Origin of the sequence: Clostridium acidisoli DSM 12555 (assembly GCF_900176305.1) — a bacterium.
GTDB classification, from domain to species: Bacteria; Bacillota; Clostridia; order Clostridiales; family Clostridiaceae; genus Clostridium_I; species Clostridium_I acidisoli.
In genome coordinates, this window is record NZ_FWXH01000002.1 from 150,728 (window position 1) to 172,724 (window position 21,997).

Genomic DNA, 21,997 nt, shown 5'->3' on the forward strand with positions numbered 1-21,997 from the left:
ATCTTTTTCGTTGTACAATACAGTTAAAAAAGGAAGTGTTACAATGAAAAAAGAAATACTTGTGTTTATTTTTGATGGATATGCAGATTGGGAAAGTGCTTATATTTGTTCGGAACTTAATGAATCAGAAAATAATTATATTGTAAAAACTTTAAGTCTGAACAAGGAACCTAAAATTTCTATGGGAGGTTTTCGAATCATCCCTGATTATTCTGTAAGTGATTACCCCAAAAATTTCGAGATATTGCTTTTGATTGGTGGTCACGCTTGGATAGAGCAGAAAAACAATTCCATTCAACCTGTTATAGAGTATGCCATCAAGCATCATATTCCAGTTGCAGCAATCTGCAATGCCGTTAATTTTATGGCAGACAATGGATACCTGGATAATATCATACATTCAGGCAATACTTTAGAATATATTAAGTCACAAGCGCCACATTACAAGGGCTATATCAATTTTGTTGAGAAACAAGCAGTTTGTGATTCAGGTATTATAACTGCAAATGGTACGGCTTCTTTAGAATTCGCTAGGGAAATTATGTTGTATTTGAATGTTAATCCTGTAGAAAAAATTGACGAATGGTATAAATTTAACAAGTTAGGTTTATATCAAATATAGCAAGCTTGCAGTAGATAATGATGTTTGCAACAAGCAATTGAGTATTTAAAGAAAAGCTATAACCTTGATGAAAGCTTATTGAAACATATATTTCCAATAATATTCATAGTTTTTTCTGTAAGTTCATTACTTACAGAATGAACACCTAATCTACAAGATTTATCTGACTTAGGTTGATTTGCTTTTTTAAACTTGCTTTTGGCAAAGGACTTAAGATTGTTTTGTTTAATATTTGCTTTAATTGGCGTTGGTACATTTTTAAATCCTCCTTCTAATTTAGGCTAGTGGAATGTAAATATAACCTATATTTATAAAAATTAATTACAAAATGCGGTGAATAATAATAATATTGTATAGAGGGTTATGACGTAGATGTTAGAGATTACATCGAAAGTAACATTCAAATAAATGTGGGCTAGAACAACAAATTTTGGCTTAGTGTGGGAAGTGATTTTTCCAGACTCATGTAGTTGAACATCATTTGTATGGGTGACGTATTCAGTAGTGAGTTGTAGATTTAAATTTCCATTATCTTTTTATTTTTAAATAATTGACAAAAATAATTATTATGAGTATAATTAAAGACAAATACAGTCTTCAATATCTTTAAGGAGGTTTTACATTGAAATATTCAAAAGCGACTAACTATGCACTTCATATTGTTTTATATATGATTAAGTATAATAAGAATGATAATTTGAGTTTACAGCCATTAGCAAACAACTTCAATATATCTGCTACTTATCTTTCGAAGATTTTAACACAGTTAGTAAAAGCCGGAATAATCCAGTCCACTTCAGGAGTGAATGGTGGTTATTCCATTCGTAAAAAGAAGGATGATATTTCATTCCTCGATATAATCGAAGCAACTGAAGGAACTGGAGCATTATTTAACTGTGACTTACAAGAGGATGATAATTGTCCTATAGTAAAAGTAATGGCAGAAGCAGAAAATGTTATGAGAAATTATCTTCAAAATAAAAAGCTTTATGAAGTGATTGAAATAAAAGAGCCAATATAATAGGTAAAAACCAATATTTTAGCCTATTATATCATGGTTTGCACCTTTTTATGGCTTAATTATAGATATTAAATGTATTTAATACATTTAATATGTTTAATATATATTAAATGAAAGTTCTAAGCAAGTAAAATTGAAGAACCTTCAAAAAGGAGGATAAGTATGGAAAAGCATCAATGCAATTCAAAAGAAACACAACAGTTAGAAAGAAAAATTAAATTTTTAAACGGGGTTGAAAGAAGAAAGGAGTTTCCACCCGAAGAGGTACTTCAAATGCTAGCTATTAAAAAAACTGATAATATTTTAGATTTGGGAGCAGGAACAGGATATTTAACAATCCCGGTAGCGCAAATGGTCCATGGATTAGTTTATGCGCTAGACATGGATGAAAAGATGTTAGAGATTATAGATTGTAAGGCACAGGATGAAAGTATTACAAATATTCAATTGGTTAAAGGAAGCATTGATAACATTCCACTACCAGATGATTCAATTGATATTGTGCTTGCTTCTTTGGTTTTACATGAAATAAAACCTTTATCCACTACGTTGCAGCAAATTAAACGTGTGCTGAAAGATGGCGGGCAATTTATGTGTTTGGAATATGAAAAAAACGAAAGTGCTATAGAGGGCCCTCCGATGCAAATCAGAGTTCCTTCATTGGTAATGGAACAAGAATTGAAAAATGCCGGATTAAATATAACACAAAAGATATTTTTAAGAAAAAAAATATATATAATTACTGCTAAAAAGTAAGATAGTCAAAGAGAATTTAAACATGCAAGATATAGTCCTCACACGCAAATTATATGATTATTACAAAAAATATGAGTTTTTATATTAGGATATATTTATGATAACAAATAATAATCCACTTGGAACAGAATCTATTGGTAAACTTCTTCTTAAATTTTCAGTGCCAGCAATTGTCGGCATGATGGTAAATGGACTCTACAACGTTGTCGCCCGTTTTTTTATTGGAAAGATTAGCGCGCTGGCTATCACCGGAATTGGTATCAATTTACCATTTAGGGCATTGATTATGGCTTTTACTCCACTTGTTGGAGTCGGTGCTGCAGCTATTATTTCCATACGACTGGGTGAAAATCGAAAAAATGATGCTGAGAAAACTTTAGGCAATGCTTTTGTCTTACTCACTATCTTGTATTTTAGGTGCTAATTATAAAACGAAGGGATGATAAAAATGTCAAATGCATTATTTATAACTATGGCCGGTACAGGGCGCGTTAACCCTACCATATTCCTAGTCAAAGAATTAATGGATAGAGGAGAAAAGGTCACCTATATTTCTAGTGAGGAATTTAGAGGAAAAATAGAAAGGACAGGAGCTAAATTTAAAGGCATTAAGAATTTATCAAATACGAAAGATAGTAAGACACCCATGTTACCATTTAGTAGTTTTAAAGAAATACTTGAACTTGTATTTAATACAAAGGAAAAATTCGATTATATTATTTACGATTCAAATTTTATTATAGGTAATGAAGTGGGGAGAATATTAAAAATACCTACAATTTGTTCTATTACCACTTTTGCTTCGAACGAAAGTATAGATGTTTTTGATATATTTAGGCACATACGCCCTAACATACAGCAGCTTTTAACTAATTCAGATTACATGGATTTTGTTAAGAATTTACAAGAAAAATATGATATAAAGTTCCCTAGCATGCTGATGGCAGCTGCTGGCACAGGCATGATTAAAATTGTATATACTTCTAAGTATTTCCAACTTTGTGGTGAAAACTTTGATGAAAGCTATAAGTTCATTGGCCCATCAATAGCAGATAGAAATGAATATATGAGTATTTCTTTAGAAACTAATGATAAGAAGAAAGTTATTTATATATCTTTAGGTACCATATTTAATACTTCTATTGAGTTTTATGAAAGTTGCTTTAAAGCTTTTGATAATATGGATGTACAGATCATTATGTCTATAGGTGAAAATATAAATGTTAATACATTTAAATCCATTCCATCCAATTTTATTGTTCGGAATTATGTATCTCAACTTGAGATTTTAAAACAAGCGGATGTGTTTATCACCCATGCCGGTATGAACAGTACAAATGAAGGTTTGTATTATGATGTTCCATTGGTTCTTATTCCTCAATCTGGAGATCAGCCTTTTGTAGCAAAGAGAGTAGCACAACTCGGTGCAGGTATTATTATTGAAAAGGATAAAGTTACCCCCGAGATATTGAAGCAGTCAGTAGTTAAGATTCTTTCAGACAATAATTTTACAATAAACAGTAAAAAAATCGGGAAATCACTCAGAGAAGCTGGCGGGTTTAAAAAGGGGGTTAATGAAATACTTAATTTATATGATATGAGTAAGTAGCTAGTTGCAATGAAAAATAAATCATAGTTTTTAATTTAATGTTTACCATTCAACACCTACATGTCCATGGTGCACAGATACCAAGGATTACTTAAAATCTAAAAACTTTGCTTTTGAAGATCTTGATGTATCAATAAACAGAGAGGCACTACCGAAATGATAAAAAAATCAGGTCAAAGGGGCGTTCCTGTTATAGATATCAATGGAAAGATTATTGTAGGCTTTGATCGGGTTTCGACATTCCGGAAAGAGTGGATAATCAACATTTGATAGGTTATAATAATATAAAGAAAGAAGGAATGATCTATGAAAGAAAAAGAAAAAATAGAAATACTCACAGCACTTGTCTCTATTGACACTCAAGATAAAGATGAAAAGAAAATAGCAGATTATCTTTCGGACTTATTTAATACCCACAACATCTCTTCAAAAAAAATAGCAGTTGCTCCTAATAGAGAAAACCTTGTAGCATTTATGGGAGAGGGCAAAAAGTTTTAGGACTTACCGGTCATATGGACGTAGTCAACATAGGAAACAAATCAGAATGGTCTCATAACCCTTTCGATATGTACGAAGAAGACGGAAAACTCTATGGTCGTGGTACTTCTGATATGAAAAGTGGTTTAGCAGCATTAGTTATTGCTATGATTGAATTAAAAGAATAAGGAGTTAGACTTAACGGTCAGGTAAAATTACTTGCTACTGTAGATGAAGAAAAAAATGAAACAGGAGCTGAAATTCTGACTCAACTAGGATATGCATCAGATTTAGATGCATTGATTGTAGCTGAACCATCAGGAATTAGTAAAAAAGATATCGGAAGACTAACCTATCCAAAAGATAAATTAGAAGATATGTTGAATAGGAATTATACAAACGAGCAACATTTCTTGATTTATGCACATAATGGTTCATATGATTACAAGGTAACTTCTTTAGGAAAAACGGCACATAGTTCTATGCCTCAATTAGGAGTCAAAGCTATTGATAATCTCTTGCTCTTCTGCAATAAGCAACGAGAATATTTTAATGACACTGATCTCGTGGATGAGGTGCTAGGAAAAATCATACCTGTAAACACGTTGATTAGTGGCGGAGAACAAATAAATTCTGTTCCTGGTGAAGCAAGTTTAACCGCACGAATTAGAACAACACCTACTCATAATGGTGAAAAAATAACCGAAGATATGAACAATATTATAACAGATTTGAATAATAATTATGGTACTAATCTAAGAATGGAGGTTTTGAATAACAAACTCTCTGTTAAAAGTGATCCTAAATCTGACTTTATCCAATTAGTTAAAAAGTTAGGAAATAAGCATTTAGAACAGCCTTATCCATTATTGCATGTAGCAGGTGGAACAGATGCGGCTACATTTATTAAATCTAATTCAGATCTTCAAGTGGCAGTGATTGGCCCTGGGAATAATACTAGTCACATGATTAATGAATATGTTGATAAAGATATATATCTTAAAAGTATTGAGTTTTATAAAGATATTATAATAGAGTTCTTAAAATAATAATGGTTGGTATTTCTAATTAAAGAGTAATATGTGAAAATAAAGCATAAACATTACGATACTCAGAGTAGATACTAAACTTATCTCTAAGTCTAGTTTTCTCCTCAGCATCATATAAAGAAATGCCTATACAGGGATCTAAAGAGTAAACTAATCTTTAAAATCATCTGAAATTATACAGCTAATGTAATATCATCTCAAAATATCTTTTCTAGAACATATTTTTTAGTAAATGATTTTAATAAAATTTAATCGATAAAATTATATAAAATCAATATATATCTATGTTGGTGCTACCCCTATAAGAATTCCTGCTCCTGTATATAAGTATGGAGTAGCTCTCTCTAATGTAATCTTGCCATTAGATTCAATAATAAAATTCTCCCAAACTACATTTTATATACACTGTATTTATTACTACTAGCCTGTTGAAAAATTCTCCTTATTAGTGATAACATTATCATAAAAGTTAGTTTATGTAAATCTATAAAAAACTCTAAAAGCTTACTTTGAAAATAAATTTAACACATTATAGGAGGATTACATTATGATAAAAGTATTGGCCTTTAATAAGGAGAACTTACAAAATAATGAGTTGGTGGAAATTTTAAAAAAAACTTGATGCAGAAACAGTTATATGTTCAAAAACAAATTTAATGCTTATCTTACTGGATACTAATGAGACATATAAAAATATAGGTAAAATAAATCGTACTAAAGCTTCAAATACTAAAAATTCAATGCTTCCAGTAATTCAAAACAAAATAGCAGTATCAAAGAATAATAGAACCTTTCTAATAGATCTAAATTCTATTCTATATTTTTATCGAAATGATACTAAAGTAAATGTTATAACAGAGGACAAAGCTATGTATTGTGTAAATCATACACTTACTTTCTGGGAAAAAAGGCTTCTTAATATCAATTTTTTTAGATGTCAAAAAGGTTATTTGGTAAATTTGGAAAAAGTAATAGAGATAATACCTTATTTTAATTCTACATTATCACTAAAACTCAAAGGATGTACTGAAAATATTCCTGTTGGGAGAACTTTTATAAAAAAATTTAAGAATTTGGTAGGATGGTAGAGTGTATTTTATTTATCTATTTTGCAGTTTACATACTGTTTTTTGCATTTAATCTGTAAATGATTATATTAAAAAAATATATATCTAATACTATCATTATAAGTATCCGGATGCTTAAATTTAAATTATAAGGAGAAACAAAAATCATGAATACATCAAATGTTACAAATAGTTCAGACAGTATAATTCTTCAATTAAAAAATTTAGGATTAAAATTAGCTCAAACTGGTTTAACCTATGCATTAGAATCAGTAGCCGATTACGTACTTCCAAAACAAACTTTAGCAGCTATGAATGCTGACGATACAATTGTGCGTAGAATTAAGGTGGAAGACTTAGGATATGTAGATATATCTATGAAGTTTTCTGAATCTTTTAAGAAAAATGTTTTAACTGATGATCCAAAGGTAACCTATAATACTTTAATTAAAGATCTTAGAAGACAAGATGATGGTGATGAATCTGAAATAATTGTTAAAGTAACTCCTGAAAATGTTAATGGTGGAGTAAGCTTAATTAATGGTTTCTTTACAGCTAACTGGTAAAATAAATCATGTTTTATTGGCTATAGGTATATATTGTTTATACCTATAGCCATGTTTCTTAGAATTTATATAGTTAAAAACGTAAAGAAAGGATGATATTTTTGGAAGATACTGAAATAAAAGATGTTTGTATAATAAATGGCAGCATTATCTATAATGGTGTAACATATAATTATGGAGAACATGGGAGGAGAATTCAAATAACTAATACACAAAGTACGGATAGTTTGGATCTAAAATTTAGACCAGATAAACATAAGGATGGATGGTATAATAAACATCAAGCAGCCTGGTATCTTGAGGCTGCCAACGCAATTGTAGCACAGTGGGATCAGGTGTTAATGAATGATATTACAATAACAGTACACGATATAGAATATAATGTAGGTCAAAGATAAAATAGAATTATGTTATCATTGTATTGAATAAGTATAAAGCCTTGGAAATTAAGGTTTTATACTTATTTTTATTTACCTATATACATAATGTGAAGAATTATTGTACAAAATAAGCATTAGAGGTGATAATAATATGCAAATACAACTTAGTCAAAAAGAAAGAATGTTTTTGGAAGATGGAAAAATTCAAGAGGAGATTTGTGTTGAAAAATATAAAAAGTATTCTCAGCAGACCCAAGATCCTCAGCTAAATCAACTTTTTAATAAACTGTCTGGTGAAGAACAACATCACTTGAATATTATTAATGAACTGCTTCAAGGTAAGGAGCCCAATCTAAGCCATGCTAATTTAACTCAACAACCGTCGTCTCAAAGTACTCCAAAAGCAGCTGCAAATATTCAGCAGGATAAAATGCTTTGCAGTGACCTGCTATCTACAGAAAAGTATGTTTCTGGTACCTATGATATTGATATTTTTGAATCTGCTAATCCCGTGGTTAGGCAGGCAATGCAGCATATTCAAGAAGATGAGCAAAAACACGGCGAAGAACTTTTTAATTATATGAATAGTCATGGAATGTATGATGTAAAATAAAATATTGTGTAAAAAACGCACTTTTCTATTTAATTAAATTTTTAGAACAGTGCGTTTTTTGATCCACTTTATCCGATGAAAATTAAATTTCATTATTTATACTTTCCAATATTACAGCAAAATCCTCTGGACTTTTTATGTTTAGGTACATATCTATAAGTGTCTTAGTGGACATTTTGTTATAACCTTTTGTTCCATTTTCTAATATTTCACTTAAAACAGCTATAAAGGTTTCATTACTTTTGTTTATGTCTTTAAGCATCTTGTCTGCTTTACTTTTAACTAATTCAGCTTTAATTTTTTCTCTCAGTAACTCTGAATAATTTTTCATATATTTTTGAATTTCTTCAGGGTATTCAGAATAATTACCCGATATAATATCTTCAATTTTAAGCAATGTAACATCTCCAATCATAAACAGCCTTTTAACGATTAAGTTTAATTCCTTCAAATGCATAGTTTATCAAATTTCTTACAAAAATATCGTCAAGTACTTCTCCAGTTATCAATAATCTATAGAACACAGGTCCCCAAATTAGATCAATACTTAACTCCATATTTAGATCTTTTCTTAATTCACCTCTTAAAATTCCACGTTCTAAAATTTGCTTTGAAATATTTCTGCGAGGTTTAAAATATGCATTACGATAAATATCGGCTAGCTTTGAATCAAGCTGCCCCTGGGCTATTATTTCAGTAATTACATTTCCTTTTCTACTCATTATAAATTCTACAAAATTATTGACTTGAATAAACATATCATCAATAGTTGACCCTGTATCTGGTATTGGCAGCGTCACACTCGTAGCATTTAAAAACCCATCCATAACAACAGAGGCTTTATTGGGCCACCACTTATAAATAGTAGCTTTGCTAACCCCAGCTCTCTCAGCAATCTTTTCAACGGTTACTGAGTCAAATCCGTTTTCAATCAATAAATCATATGAGGCGGTAAGAATATCAGTTTTTGTTTTTTCACTACGAGGGCGTCCTAATTTTTTATCCATTATAAATACTCTCCTTTATTACCATTATAAATTAAATTTAAAACTATAAATATATTATATACTAAAAAAAAACGCTTTACAATACTGAACGTTTAGTATATTATATAAATATAAACTAAACGTTTAGTATTACAAATAAATTAAACTTACAAAGGGAGGAAATTTTAATGAAAGTTGTAGCTTTTAACGGAAGTCCTGCTAAAGCAGGAAACACTTATCATGGAATAAAAATAGTTGTTGATGAACTTGAAAAGGAAGGTATAGACACAGAAATAATTCATGTAGGTAATAAGGCTATTAGAGGATGCGTTGCTTGCAAAAGTTGCACCAAAAACAAAAATGGAAAATGTGTTATTACTACAGACCCAGTAAATGAATGGATTGAAAAGATGAAAGAAGCTGATGGAATAATTTTAGGCTCTCCAGTCCACTATGCTTCAATTGCTGGAGGAATGAAATCATTTTTAGATAGAGCTTTTCGCGTAGCAGAAGCCAATGATAGTATGTTAAGGCATAAGGTTGGTATTGCAGTTGTAGCAGTAAGACGTGCAGGTGGAATTCCAACTTTCGACCAGTTAAATAATTACATTAATCATTCTGAAATGATTATACCAACTTCGAATTACTGGAATGTCATTAATGGTACAACCCCAGGGGAGGCAATGCAGGATGAGGAAGGAATTCAAATAATGAGAGTTCTTGGCAAAAATATGGCATGGATTATGAAGCTTATAGAAAATGGTACTGGATTTGTGGAAAAGCCTGAAATGGAAACAAAAATATTTACTAATTTTATTCGCTAAAATAAGATAAATTTAAGGAGGCTAAAAATAGCGCATTATGCACCTTCAGGTCACAATCTACAAGGCATATCCTATATTATTATAGATGATAGAAAAATACTTGATAAGGCTGTTGAAGTAGCAGCTGAGAATATAAAAAATGATAAAGCCTTGAGTGTAAGATTTAATGATTTTATTAAAGTGTATACTGAAAAGGGAATAGATACTATTTTAAGAGGAGCGCCTAGTATTATTTTGGCAATTGCAGATGTAGACTTTAGAAGAGGGCGAGAAAACTCCATTTTTTCACTTGCATATATGGAGCTGTATGCACCAACTCTTGGATTAGGCTCATGCAGGGCAGGTGTATTTGAAAACATTGCGCTTAAAGACAATTCTCCAATGCTTAGATTATTCAATATACCTAAAGATAAAAAAATAACTGGAGCTGTTATGGTCGGTTATCCAAAATATAATTATCCTAGATTAGTAGAGAGAAATCCATTAAAGTTTGATTTTTTACCATAAACAATAATATAATTATCATGAAAATAAAAACAAAGTAAAATAAGAAACATTTTTACTTTGTTTTTATTTTTTAAGCTAATCTTTTACAATAATGTTTTTAATTCATTAATATCATTAACTGGTGCTAAACAAGACTTTCCCTTACATAAATAGTATGTAGATTTATCATTTATGTAATGATAATTTTTAATAAATGGTATGATTTTTTCTACCTGTTCTTTATTTTCATCATTTTTTATAATAGTTGTTAAATTAAAGGTTTGGTTTTCACTTAGCCAATCTTTAATTTGATTTTCATCACTTTTGTCTTTAATAAGGCATACCAGTTCTTTTGATTCATTTAGTGCAAAGGAAGCTGCTACTAAAAAAAATGAGTGGTTGCTTTCTTCACTAAGTATATGTCCAGAAATAAAATCAAGTTGTTTTTCAGCCATTTCTTCAAGCTTTGAATCTCCGGTTATTCTAGCGAGCTTTGTTAAGTTGTATGCTGCAACTGAATTTCCTGATGGTATTGCTCCATCAAAAACTTCCTTAGGTCTAGCTATTAACTTTTCCCCATCTTTCCCATAAAGAAAGAATCCATGGTTTTCATTATCCCAAAATAAATTAATCATATCTTTGTTTAGCTCAAGAGCTTTTTTTAGGAATTCAACATCAAAGCTACTCTCATAAAGTTCTATTAGACCAAAGCAAAGAAAGGAATAATCATCTAAATACGCTTTAAGTTTAGCTTCTCCATCTCTATATCTAGCAAGTAATCTTCCATCTTCACTAATTAAATTATTAAAAATAAAGTTTAAAGCTTTTTTCCCATAGTTTAAATATTTTTCATTTCTTAAGACTTTGTAAGCCTTTCCAAGCGCTCCTATAATAAGTCCATTCCAAGATGTTAAAATTTTATCGTCTTTATGTAGTTTCATTCTATTACTTCTATATTTAATAACATCTTTATTTAAAACATTTATCTTAGAATTAATTTTATTAAACTCATCGTTCTTTATTAGATTAGGAATACTTTTTCCTTCAAAATTTCCCTCTGGGGTTATATCAAAATATTCATTAAAGTATATTGCATTCTTCTCGTCTAAGACTTTTATAAGTTCTGTAGAATTAAATACATAATATTTTCCTTCTTCTCCTTCACTATCTGCATCTTCAGCACAATAAAATCCACCAGTTTCACTTGTAAGTTCTCTAAATATATATTCTAATGTCTTTACAGCTATATCCTTATATAACAGATTCCTAGTAACTTCATAACCTTCAAGATATGCGATTGTTAGTAATGCATTATCATAAAGCATTTTCTCAAAGTGGGGCACTAGCCATTTATCGTCTGTAGAATATCTAGAGAAGCCAAAGCCTATATGATCAAATATTCCACCTCTATACATAGAATCTAGAGTTTTCTCAGCCATTTCTAATGCTTTGGAATTTTTATTATAGTTATAATATCTAAGTAAAAACATTAATTTATGTGGAACTGGGAATTTAGGTGCGGTTCCAAATCCACCATAGGTTTTATCAAAGATACTCAAAAGTTGATTATAGCCATTTACCAATGTATTTGAAGTTAATACTACTTTATCAGCCTCTGCATCAAAGCATCTATCTAATTCTGACAAAATGCTTTCACTTGATGATATTAAATTTTCTCTATTATCCTTCCATTGTCTAGCAGCAGAATTTAAAATTTCAATAATACCAGGTGTGTTATATTTTGATTGTTTTGGAAAATATGTTCCTGCAAAAAATGGCTTTTGATTAGGGGTCATTAATATTGTTAATGGCCAACCACCTTGACCATTTAAGGCTTGACAAATTGTCATATACACACTATCCACATCAGGTCTTTCTTCTCTATCTACTTTTATAGCTATAAAGTTATCATTCATTAGTTTTGCAACATCTTCATCTTCAAAAGATTCATGAGCCATTACATGACACCAATGACAGGTAGAGTAGCCGATACTTAGGAAAATCGGCTTATTTTCCGCTTTAGCTTTCGTAAATGCCTCGTCGCCCCATGGGTACCATTTGACAGGATTATAGGCGTGTTGTAATAGATAGGGGGATTTTTCATCCATTAATTTATTTGGAATTCTGGTAGTACCTTGATCTTTATTAGTTACATGTTCGATTGTATTCATATAGACGCTCCTTATTGGCATATTTGTTATAACAAGATAAACTTATTTAATTATTATGCCAATAAAGAGTGGATTTTATAAGATGTGATATACGATAACGTTGAAATTAGTAAAATGTAATTAGGATACCCTAAAAAAGTCTGTCTTACCAATTGATCTTCTTTATTTAAATGATTTTCACTTATACAAGCTAATAAGGTCCTTCACTAGTATTTCTCCATTTGTAAATTCAATTCTATTATTGTTTAAAAATCCATCCAATGATTGAATTGTTTTTTCAATAATAGAAATCTTCCATTTTTTATCGAAATCTATTTTTAAACTAATATAAGCTTCATTTTTTAATGGTTCAAATACAATTGAACACAAAGTTGGAGACTGAGAAGTTGTATCCTGAGAAGTTCTTTTTAAAACCTCAAAAGCTTCATTTATTCCAAAGCTATGAATATTATTATGAATATATTCATGAGCACAAATATATCTATCAGCACCTATACCATATACATTATTATAATTTGCTTCCTTAAAATCCCCATTTGGAAAATTAGTCATTATAATAAAATCATTATGAATAGGACTTACTATATTTGTATCATTTCCTTCTTCCAGAATAAATGCATCACCACTTTTATCAGCGATAATAGTATGTAGCCCTAAATCTGGGAATAATGGATTTCTAGGATAAGAGATTACTCTTTTATTAAGAATTTCAAAAAATTCAGATGTTTTTCTTGTTTTCTTTAACGCCTCATCAAAAATATCAAAAGCAAACCAATCATTTTCGTTACAACTTGATTTAAGACCTGGACTATATTCTACTGCTTGAGTACAGATAAAAAGACCGTCACTATTAACACCAGCGATATCAATGTATTTATTTTCTATTAATCCTGAAAAATTAAAAATATTTTTATCATTATAACTATTAATTTTCAGTTTTAAATCAATATCATCAGTATCGAAATTCATACCATAAATAGCTTTTTCTTGACTGTATACTGCAAAACTTGTACACATTTTGGAACCTCCTTTTAATATATAATTTTGTCATATAATATGCTTAGAGTATTTAGAGAATCATTTAGCTATTTTACCATTGGATTCACCACTTTCTTAAACTTCTATCCATATGATACCACCAGGCATATCGATGGTTCAACCTAAAACATTTTTCAGAATCAAAAATGCGCCACTAGTTTTACAAAATTAGTAGAGAAACTTCTTGACGTGTTGTTTGAATTGTTTTACTTATACACCTTATTATAATTCAGTAGATTAAATTAGTTTATTTGGGTGCAGTAACTTGATTGTCACCAATGATAAGTACTATAACCTATAGAAAGAAAAATAGGCTTATCCTCTGATTTAGCTTTGTCAAATGCTTCAGGTGACCATGTATACCAATTTATAGGGTTACGAGCGTGTTGTAATAGATAAGGAGACTTCTCGTTTATTAATCTATTGCTTGTTCCAATTAAGCTAGTCATATTATAAATTCCTTTCATTAATTATTTAAAGTTATTATACCCAAAAATAAAAAAGGTAACATAATTATGAAAAAAATCTTAACTAGATAAATGTGGATGTTTATTATTTTTTCTTGAATTGACATAATAACCCAAAGGGCTTACTATATAAGTAGAACACTAAAATATTAAACAAGAGGTGAATGTAATGGAATCCAATGTTTTGGAAGTAGTAAACTTATCAAAAATATTTAAAAAAGATGCAGCTGTAGACAACATATCTTTTAGCCTCAGAAAGGGAGAAATTGTTGGACTTACAGGACCAAATGGTGCAGGTAAGACAACTACAATTAAATGTATTTTAGGACTTCTTAGAAAAACAAAAGGAGAAATTTTAGTAGATGGTTTTGATAGCACACTTAAAAAATCAAAGTATAAGCTTGCATATATTCCTGAAACTCCAGATATATATCCTATGCTTACAGTATGGGAGCATTTAAAATTCATGTCATTAGCTTATTATATTAAAGATTGGGAGAGTACAGCGGAACAGATTTTAAAAAAATTTGATTTAACTGATAAAAAAAATGAATTAGGTAAAAATTTATCAAAAGGAATGAGACAAAAGGTATCAATATGTTGTGCACTTATACATAAACCTGATGTTTTTCTTGTAGATGAACCTTTGATTGGATTAGACCCTAAGGCAATTAGGGAATTAAAAGATGCTTTTAAAAAATTGCGAGATGATGGTAAGAGTTTACTTGTTAGTACGCATATGCTAGATTCTGCCGAGGAGTTTTGTGATAGAATTATAGTTCTTAAAAATGGAAAGTTGCTAGCAGAGGGCACAATAGAGGAATTACGGTCCAAGGTTCATGGGTCAGAAAATTCTTCACTGGAAGATTTATTTTTAGAGGTGACTCAAGATGAGAAATAATGCCTTTAAGGATTGTTTAACCTTATTTTACATAGAATTTTTAAAGTCTAAAAACAGATTAATAGATTCGTTTCAAAATCCATTGACAACAATTAAATCTTTAGTAAAATTTGCACTTCCATTAGCTCTCATAATTTTTTCATTTTACAGTAGATTTAATCGCAAAGCTAAAAACATACCTAAGATAAACACCAATATTCAAGTTAACACCGTTGGAGCTATAGTAATTATCTTGTTATTCCTTATAGTATTATTAAGTTTAAACAGCGCAGTAGAAAAATATAATCCTACAGAGTTTTCAGTATCGGATGTTAATTATCTTTTTCCATCGCCTATAAACCCTAGAACTTTATACGCCTTTACCATTCTAAAAAAGTCTCTGTTTGGGATATTAATGGGCTTATTTACTATAATGTACGTATATTTTATAGGATATGATTTTTTTGCCTTACAGTCTAATAAAATTATATATGTTTTAGTTGCATTTTTTCTTATATCTATAATAAGAAAATCAATGGTTTTTTTGATATATTCTTTATCCACTAGATTTCATATAGGCAGCTTTTTAAAAATATTAGTAAAGGGTTTTACTATATTATTAGTTATATATTTTATATTTTCTTTGACAGGCGCAAAAAATATATATGTAAGAGCTGTGGGAGTTTTAAATGATAGCTTTTTTTCAAGTATACCAATAATAAGCTGGGCTAAAGATATGATTATATCACCAATAACAAGTGTTAATAACCTTACAGTCCAAACTTTGTTATTACTTCTTACTACTATTTTAATGTTGTTTTTTGCAGTTTTTTTTGCAGATAATTACTATGAAGAAGCTTCCGTTAGTACAGAACATTATCAAAAAATAAGAGACTTAGCTAAGAAAAATTTACGTGATGATATTCAAAATCTTCCTAATAATGAGAAGAGTAAAAAGAAAAAACAAAGAATTGATTTAGATGTTAGTGGTAATTTTAAAGGTGCTACGGCATTCATTTGGAAACAAGCTTTAATTTCTAAAAGAACAAAAGGTACAGTGTTTTTAAGTTGGACAAATATTCTTACTTTAGGATTAGGTTTAATTATTGGTTTTGCACTGAAGGATAGTAAATTTACAAATGTAGCAATACTGTATTGTGCAGGCTTTTTTGGAGTGGCAACCATTGCACCTTCAGTACTTTCTCCTCTTAAGACAGAACTTAGAAAACAGTATATTTTTTTACTTCCTGGAAGGGCTAGAAGCAAAATACTTTCTGTGTATTCCATAACTGCAATTACTACATTAATAAACTGTATTCTTGCAACGATTTCGGTATGTGTTTTTGCAAAGCATATTAGCGTTTTAGATATGTTTAGTGTATGCTCAGCTTTGGTAGCCACTTTGTATACAATATTCCTCTCTGTGCTTATATTTACACTTTTAATGCCAACTTATGATGATGGAAAAAATACTATTTTTATTTATATAATTGATGCAATTATTCTCTCACCAGCAATAATTACAGTAGTGTTATCGGAAGTATTTATTACAAAATCCATGCAAGCAAATTTGTTTATTTATAGCGGTACTTTAGTGTTAGTTATTATAGCACTAATTTTATTAAGTGATTGGCTATTTTCAAAGATAGAATTATTAACATAATATAAATAATAATTTGAAATATAAGTTTTTGTAATATATAATTATATAATGGTTTAAAAGTAAATTTTTACTAGAGGTGTGCTTATGATTGATAGTGTTAAAAAATTTTTGATTGGAAAATCTCTTAAAACAGAGCAATTAAAATCAGAAAAATTTAATGTATTTTGGGGTCTGCCCATATTATCTAGTGATGCTATATCATCAGTAGCTTATGCAGGGCAGGAAATACTTTATATACTTGTGCCAGCGGTAGGTTTTATGGCATTCACCGACATGATCCATGCTGTTTTAATGGTTATACTGCTATTATTTATACTAGTATTTTCATATAGACAAGTTATTGATTGTTATCCAAAGGGCGGAGGCGCTTATATTGTTGCACAAGACAATTTAGGAGTAACGCCAAGTTTAGTTGCAGCAGCGGCCTTATGTATTGATTACATTTTAACTGTTGCAGTTAGTATTTCAGCAGGTACCGATGCAATTACATCGGCGCTTCCAAGTTTACTACCATATAATGTAATTATATGTGTTGTGCTTATCATTTTAATGACTATAGGAAATTTAAGAGGTATTAGTGAGTCAGCTAAAACTTTTGCAATACCACCTTATTTATTTATCGGCATAATGATCATAATGATTGTTGTAGGTTTTGTAAAATATAATATAATGGGAATTCATCCTAAGCCAATTTATAGAATACCAAGTTATGGAAATGCAATTTCGCTTTTAGTGTTTTTAAAGGCGTTTGCAGCAGGTTGTACAGCACTTACTGGTGTTGAAGCTGTCAGTAATGGAATACCTAGTTTTAAAGAGCCATCTCAAAAAAATGCAAAAATCGTGTTGTTATTATTAGGCTGTGTTGCACTTGTTTTGTTTGGAGGTATGTCATATATTTCTACAATATATAAAGCAACATACAACCCGGATATAACTGTAATAGCACAAGTCGCTAAGCAAATATTTGGGGTAGGATTTATGTTTTATATTGTTCAAGGTTTTACCGCTTTAATACTAATTATGGCTGCTAATACTTCATATAATGGATTTCCGCTTTTACTTTCAATAATAGCAAAGGATGGATATGTTCCAAGACAATTTTCCAAAAGAGGGTCAAGACTCAGCTATTCTAACGGAATAATGTTTTTGTCATTAACAGCAATTATACTTCTTTTATACTTTAAAGGTAATAATCATAGTCTTTTACCACTTTATGCAGTAGGTGTTTTTGTATCATTTACCCTTGCACAAACAGGAATGGTATTAAAATGGTTAAGAAATAAGAATGGTGCTTGGAGACATAAGGCATTAATTAATGGAATCGGAGGAACTTTGTCTTGCATTACAACTATAGTTCTTGCTGTAACAAAATTTCAAGAAGGTGCTTGGATTGTATGTATCCTAATACCAGCTTTAGTATTTACAATGTGGAGAGTTAAGATGCATTACAATATAGTTTCAACCGAATTAAAGCTTGATTTAGCACAAAAGCCAAAACATATAGACCATTCTACTCAAAAAAATTATATGATAATACCCATTGATTCACTTAACAAGTCGTTTTTAAAATCATATAATTATGCAGAAACTTTTACTGAAGACATTATTGTTTTTCATGTTTCTGTAGATGAAAAGGCTACTGAAAAATTGCTACATAGCTGGGAAGAATACGGTATGGAAATTCCTATTGTAGTAAAGAAGTCACCATATAGAAGTTTAATAAGACCACTTGTAAAATTTATAGAGTCAGAAGAGTTTGTAGTAATGCCAGAAGATACAATAACAGTTGTGATGCCTCAACTTGTTGTTAAAAAGTGGTGGCAAAATATTCTTCATAATCAAACTTCATTATTTATTAAGAGTAATCTATTAAAGAGAAGAAATATTGCACTTACAACTTTACCTTATATAATAAATGAGTGAAGATTTATTTCATTCATTAAACTATTTACGCCGTTACTTATGTTTAACTATGTCACAAGTAACGGCGTATACTTTTATATAGAAATACTAATTATTTTTTATATTGTGGTTCTTGTTCTTCTATATATTGTTGTCTTCCTTTTAAAATTCCAAGGGCATTATCAAGTTGTTCAGACAATTGCTGAAATTGTTCCTTTGCTTCTTTATCTTCAGTTTCTAAAGCGAAGGTTTTCATTGTAGCGGAGGCACTTTGCACTCCTGCAATAGCTTGTTGCATTTGAGTTCCTACAGTCATTATATTCACCTCCTTTCAAATGTTAACCCTTTGGTTTAAATATCAAAGCGGCCATAAATCCAAAAATTATTGCAGAAGAGATTCCTGAACTAGTTATCTCAAAAATTCCGGTCAGTACACCAACTATTCCATAGGTATTGGCCTCCACTAAGGCACCTTTTACTAAGGAATTTCCAAAACTGCTTATTGGAATAGATGCACCGGCACCTGCAAATTTTACTAGAGGATCATATAGCCCTAGTCCCCCCAAAATAGTTCCAATTACAACTAATGTACATGTAGTATGAGCAGGAGTAAGCTTAAATACATCCATCATAAGTTGCCCAATAACACATATTAGTCCACCTATTAAGAAGGCATAAACAAATTTTTCCATGATATACTAACACTCCTTTTTAGATTTCAATAGATACTGCATGAGCAATACAAGGTATAGTTTCCTTTTGTTGATATGACATTGGTGACATTAATGCACCTGTTGCAACTATTAATATTCTTTTTAATTCTCCTTTTCGCATACGATTAAGAAAATGTCCATAAGTTACAGTAGCAGAACAGCCGCAACCACTAGCTCCTGAAAATACAGGTTGATCTTTGTTATATATTAGCAGCCCACAATCTTTAAATTTATTTTGTGGTATTTTTAATCCATGTTTATTTAATAAAGTTGAAGCTATTTCGTGTCCTACCTTGCCTAGATCACCAGTAGCAATGATGTCATAGTATGATGGATCAATATTTAAATCTCTAAAGTGAGCTTCGATAGTGTCTACTGCAGCAGGGGCCATGGCTGCTCCCATATTGAAGGGATCAGAAACTCCCATGTCTATTACTCTTCCTATAGTGGCAGAAGTAACTTTAGGACCAATACCTTCTTCAGCCACTACTGCTGCTCCAGCTCCAGTTACCGTCCACTGAGCAGTAGGGGGTTTTTGACCACCATATTCTGTAGGATATCTAAATTGTTTTTCTGAACCTGCATTATGACTAGAGGCAGCTACCAGTACATAATTGGCTGATTTACTTTCTACCATTAACGATGCTAATGCTAATCCTTCCATAGAACTAGAACATGCACCAAAAATACCTAAATATGAGATTCCAAGAGTTCGAGCAGTAAAGCTGCTTGGAACAATTTGATTTATTAGGTCACCACTTATAAAAAATTGAATGTCTTCTTTTTTTATACCAGACTTTTTGATGGCCCTCTCGCAGGCATGCTCTAAGAAAACTTTTTCTGCTTTTTCAAAACTATCTTGACCTAACCAGATGTCTTCATGAAGTATATCAAAGTCTTCAGCTAATGGACCTTTAGCTTCAAATGGACCACCTACAGCAGCAGATGAAATTATTACGGGTTTAGAATTAAAAATCCATGATTGATGTCCTTTTATCATTTACATCACCCCTAACCATGTTAAGGTGATTTTTATAATTGCAACTATAAATGCTGAGAATGTACCAATAGCAATAACAGAGCCTGCTAATTTAAACATATTTCCACCTGTGCCTAGCACATAACCTTCACTTCGATGTTCAATAGCAGCAGAGGCTATTGAATTAGCAAAACCGGTAATTGGAATAGAAGTTCCTGCTCCAGCCCATTGAGCAATATGATCATAAATTCCAAAGCCAGTGAATAACACTGAAATTATAATCAATACTGCTGAAGTAGGACTTCCAACGGTTTTTTCGTTAAAATTGAAATAAGTAATAAATATCCACTGCAATACTTGACCTATTGTACATATAAGTCCACCTACAAGAAAAGCTCTAATGCAATTAATGAGAACAGGTCTTTTAGGTTCTATTTGTTGTTCAAGTTTTTGATATTCCTGCTGAGTAGGGGTTAATTTTTTGTTTTTTTTATCAGACATTTTATCACCCTCTAATTTAATAAATATGGTTTTAACTTTTTCATAGCTTCTTTTAATTGCTGTGCATTATGTAGATACATAGATTTTGCTTCTGCATTTTCTGTTTCTAAGGCAAAAGATATTAAATCTGCCTGACTTTTTTGCAAATTGGCATAGAGTAATTCTTTAACTTTGGGTTGGGGGATTTCAATATTATCATCAAAGAGATCTAAATATAAATCGCCTGAAGAATTTACTTGACCAATAAAAACATTTTCTATTGAAACTCCTGTAATCTCCAATTGAGTGTTTAGCCATCTTTGGCTTAATCCCATATTTGTTAACCCTTCATTTACAATATTACCATCCAATATTACTGTTTCAGATTCTATTTTAGGTGAAACCTTTATTCCTAAATCATGAGCTGTAATAGGGTTCTTATCAGATTTTAAACCAATATTAATATCTCCTGAGGTTTCCATTATTGCAAATTCAACATCAGCTAAATTAAATACATTTTTACAACGTAATTCTCTTAAAAGTTCATCGCCAGTAAATTTTACTTTGCTTAAATTTTCCTCCATAACCTTACCATTCTTTATAACCATTCTATTTTTACCATTAATTGCATCATGCACCCGTTTGCTTTTCATACATGCATAATCTAATGCAATAAGAAGTAAGATCCAAGCTAATATAGCAACAAATCCAACTAAAAAATTTGTAATAATATTTAACGAAATCAAAGAAACCATAACAGCGATAACTACATAACTGATAAAATTAAAGGGTGGTAACTTAGATATATTCCGGTTCCCTATGATTTTTGTTAAAACTAAAGTAAAAAAAAATAAAAATATTGACCTCAACAATATTACTAACCCACTATTCATCGCTTTTCCTCTCTTAATTACCTTTATATTGTGGTTCCTCAAGTTCTATAGTTTCTATTCGTTTTTCTAAGTCATTTATAATTTTATCCGTTACAGATAGGGCTTTCTTATAGGCATTCATGGTTTCCTTATCTTTTTCTTGTAATGAATATATATTTAAAGTACTTTGACTTCCACGTACACTTGCTAATGTTTGTTTTAACTTAGAACTTACAGTCATATAAAATTCCTCCTTGTTATTTCAGAATAGTTTCAGATCCTCATAACATAGCTTAACAACATATCTTTGTTTTTATTCATGCTTTTATACATATTCCTTATGAACATGAAAGTTAGATTGTTTGAATATTATAAA

24 protein-coding genes and 4 pseudogenes are annotated in these 21,997 nt (G+C 30.4%); 17 read left to right on the forward strand and 11 right to left on the reverse strand.

Annotation, left to right across the window (positions count from 1 at the left end; all coding sequences use genetic code 11):
* Positions 1-10: 10 nt before the first annotated feature.
* The 12 genes and pseudogenes from B8978_RS00745 to B8978_RS00790 all read left to right on the forward strand — a co-directional run bounded on the left by B8978_RS00745 (position 11) and on the right by B8978_RS00790 (position 8,160).
* The gene (locus tag B8978_RS00745) at positions 11-622 is read left to right on the forward strand and encodes a type 1 glutamine amidotransferase family protein (RefSeq protein WP_242950447.1); all 612 of its coding nucleotides are present in this window, start codon (positions 11-13) and stop codon (positions 620-622) included.
* 622 nt (positions 623-1,244) lie between these two features.
* Positions 1,245-1,643, forward strand: coding sequence for an RrF2 family transcriptional regulator (locus B8978_RS00750; protein ID WP_084113373.1), 399 nt, complete (start codon positions 1,245-1,247; stop codon positions 1,641-1,643).
* Between the two features lie 162 nt (positions 1,644-1,805).
* Positions 1,806-2,399 carry a class I SAM-dependent methyltransferase gene (locus B8978_RS00755; protein WP_084113374.1) on the forward strand — a complete coding sequence of 198 codons (594 nt, stop codon included), beginning with the start codon at positions 1,806-1,808 and terminating at the stop codon, positions 2,397-2,399.
* 97 nt (positions 2,400-2,496) lie between these two features.
* On the forward strand, positions 2,497-2,823 hold the full coding sequence (locus B8978_RS19370; protein ID WP_139795938.1) for an MATE family efflux transporter: 327 nt from the start codon (positions 2,497-2,499) through the stop codon (positions 2,821-2,823).
* 24 nt (positions 2,824-2,847) lie between these two features.
* Positions 2,848-4,008, forward strand: a complete 1,161-nt coding sequence (locus B8978_RS00760) for a macrolide family glycosyltransferase (protein WP_139795939.1) — start codon at positions 2,848-2,850, stop codon at positions 4,006-4,008.
* Positions 4,009-4,054: 46 nt separating this feature from the next.
* A pseudogene (locus B8978_RS00765) lies at positions 4,055-4,278 on the forward strand (glutaredoxin domain-containing protein); the annotation flags it as partial.
* Between the two features lie 36 nt (positions 4,279-4,314).
* Positions 4,315-4,506: a hypothetical protein gene (locus tag B8978_RS20040; RefSeq protein WP_207651860.1), complete on the forward strand. Its 192-nt coding sequence runs from the start codon at positions 4,315-4,317 to the stop codon at positions 4,504-4,506.
* A 14-nt stretch (positions 4,507-4,520) separates the two neighbouring features.
* A pseudogene (locus B8978_RS00770) lies at positions 4,521-5,534 on the forward strand (M20/M25/M40 family metallo-hydrolase).
* 656 nt (positions 5,535-6,190) lie between these two features.
* Positions 6,191-6,622 (forward strand): LytTR family DNA-binding domain-containing protein, encoded by a 432-nt coding sequence (locus B8978_RS00775; RefSeq protein WP_084113375.1) that lies wholly within the window; start codon positions 6,191-6,193, stop codon positions 6,620-6,622.
* A 146-nt stretch (positions 6,623-6,768) separates the two neighbouring features.
* The gene (locus B8978_RS00780; protein ID WP_084113376.1) at positions 6,769-7,167 is read left to right on the forward strand and encodes a hypothetical protein; all 399 of its coding nucleotides are present in this window, start codon (positions 6,769-6,771) and stop codon (positions 7,165-7,167) included.
* Between the two features lie 101 nt (positions 7,168-7,268).
* A complete protein-coding gene (locus B8978_RS00785; protein WP_084113377.1) occupies positions 7,269-7,565 on the forward strand; it encodes a hypothetical protein in 297 nt (98 codons plus the stop codon).
* A 133-nt stretch (positions 7,566-7,698) separates the two neighbouring features.
* Entirely contained in the window at positions 7,699-8,160 is a 462-nt protein-coding gene (locus B8978_RS00790) for a spore coat protein (protein WP_084113378.1), read from the forward strand.
* An 82-nt stretch (positions 8,161-8,242) separates the two neighbouring features.
* Here the strand turns inward: B8978_RS00790 and B8978_RS00795 are convergent, their stop codons facing one another.
* Positions 8,243-8,575: a hypothetical protein gene (locus B8978_RS00795; RefSeq protein WP_242950448.1), complete on the reverse strand. Its 333-nt coding sequence runs from the start codon at positions 8,573-8,575 to the stop codon at positions 8,243-8,245.
* A 10-nt stretch (positions 8,576-8,585) separates the two neighbouring features.
* On the reverse strand, positions 8,586-9,167 hold the full coding sequence (locus B8978_RS00800; protein WP_084113379.1) for a TetR/AcrR family transcriptional regulator: 582 nt from the start codon (positions 9,165-9,167) through the stop codon (positions 8,586-8,588).
* Positions 9,168-9,334: 167 nt separating this feature from the next.
* Between B8978_RS00800 and B8978_RS00805 the strand changes: the two genes are divergently transcribed.
* Positions 9,335-9,970: a flavodoxin family protein gene (locus B8978_RS00805; protein ID WP_084113380.1), complete on the forward strand. Its 636-nt coding sequence runs from the start codon at positions 9,335-9,337 to the stop codon at positions 9,968-9,970.
* 21 nt (positions 9,971-9,991) lie between these two features.
* Positions 9,992-10,477 (forward strand): annotated as a pseudogene (locus tag B8978_RS00810) (nitroreductase family protein); the annotation flags it as partial.
* 83 nt (positions 10,478-10,560) lie between these two features.
* On the opposite strand, the gene B8978_RS00815 reads toward B8978_RS00810, so the two are convergent.
* The 3 genes and pseudogenes from B8978_RS00815 to B8978_RS00825 all read right to left on the reverse strand — a co-directional run.
* The gene (locus B8978_RS00815) at positions 10,561-12,627 is read right to left on the reverse strand and encodes a thioredoxin domain-containing protein (protein WP_084113381.1); all 2,067 of its coding nucleotides are present in this window, start codon (positions 12,625-12,627) and stop codon (positions 10,561-10,563) included.
* A gap of 177 nt (positions 12,628-12,804) precedes the next feature.
* Complete coding sequence (locus B8978_RS00820) at positions 12,805-13,644, reverse strand: linear amide C-N hydrolase (protein ID WP_084113382.1); 840 nt, start codon at positions 13,642-13,644, stop codon at positions 12,805-12,807.
* A 296-nt stretch (positions 13,645-13,940) separates the two neighbouring features.
* Positions 13,941-14,114: pseudogene (locus B8978_RS00825) on the reverse strand (DUF255 domain-containing protein); the annotation flags it as partial.
* A 187-nt stretch (positions 14,115-14,301) separates the two neighbouring features.
* Between B8978_RS00825 and B8978_RS00830 the strand changes: the two are divergent.
* The 3 genes from B8978_RS00830 to B8978_RS00840 all read left to right on the forward strand — a co-directional run bounded on the left by B8978_RS00830 (position 14,302) and on the right by B8978_RS00840 (position 18,598).
* Positions 14,302-15,033 (forward strand): ABC transporter ATP-binding protein, encoded by a 732-nt coding sequence (locus B8978_RS00830; protein ID WP_084113384.1) that lies wholly within the window; start codon positions 14,302-14,304, stop codon positions 15,031-15,033.
* Entirely contained in the window at positions 15,023-16,675 is a 1,653-nt protein-coding gene (locus B8978_RS00835; RefSeq protein ID WP_084113385.1) for a putative ABC exporter domain-containing protein, read from the forward strand. The genes B8978_RS00830 and B8978_RS00835 overlap by 11 nt, the downstream gene beginning before the upstream one ends.
* An 84-nt stretch (positions 16,676-16,759) precedes the next feature.
* Entirely contained in the window at positions 16,760-18,598 is a 1,839-nt protein-coding gene (locus B8978_RS00840) for an APC family permease (protein WP_084113386.1), read from the forward strand.
* 91 nt (positions 18,599-18,689) lie between these two features.
* Here the strand turns inward: B8978_RS00840 and B8978_RS00845 are convergent, their stop codons facing one another.
* The 6 genes from B8978_RS00845 to B8978_RS00870 are packed head-to-tail and all read right to left on the reverse strand — an operon-like array spanning position 18,690 to position 21,862.
* Positions 18,690-18,893 (reverse strand): DUF1657 domain-containing protein, encoded by a 204-nt coding sequence (locus tag B8978_RS00845; RefSeq protein WP_084113387.1) that lies wholly within the window; start codon positions 18,891-18,893, stop codon positions 18,690-18,692.
* A 22-nt stretch (positions 18,894-18,915) separates the two neighbouring features.
* Entirely contained in the window at positions 18,916-19,269 is a 354-nt protein-coding gene (gene spoVAE, locus B8978_RS00850) for a stage V sporulation protein AE (protein ID WP_084113388.1), read from the reverse strand.
* Positions 19,270-19,288: 19 nt separating this feature from the next.
* On the reverse strand, positions 19,289-20,290 hold the full coding sequence (spoVAD, locus tag B8978_RS00855; RefSeq protein ID WP_084113389.1) for a stage V sporulation protein AD: 1,002 nt from the start codon (positions 20,288-20,290) through the stop codon (positions 19,289-19,291).
* A complete protein-coding gene (gene spoVAC / locus B8978_RS00860; RefSeq protein WP_084113390.1) occupies positions 20,291-20,770 on the reverse strand; it encodes a stage V sporulation protein AC in 480 nt (159 codons plus the stop codon).
* Positions 20,771-20,781: 11 nt separating this feature from the next.
* Positions 20,782-21,642: a DUF421 domain-containing protein gene (locus tag B8978_RS00865; protein ID WP_084113391.1), complete on the reverse strand. Its 861-nt coding sequence runs from the start codon at positions 21,640-21,642 to the stop codon at positions 20,782-20,784.
* Between the two features lie 13 nt (positions 21,643-21,655).
* Complete coding sequence (locus tag B8978_RS00870) at positions 21,656-21,862, reverse strand: DUF1657 domain-containing protein (RefSeq protein ID WP_084113392.1); 207 nt, start codon at positions 21,860-21,862, stop codon at positions 21,656-21,658.
* Between the last annotated feature and the right edge of the window lie 135 nt (positions 21,863-21,997).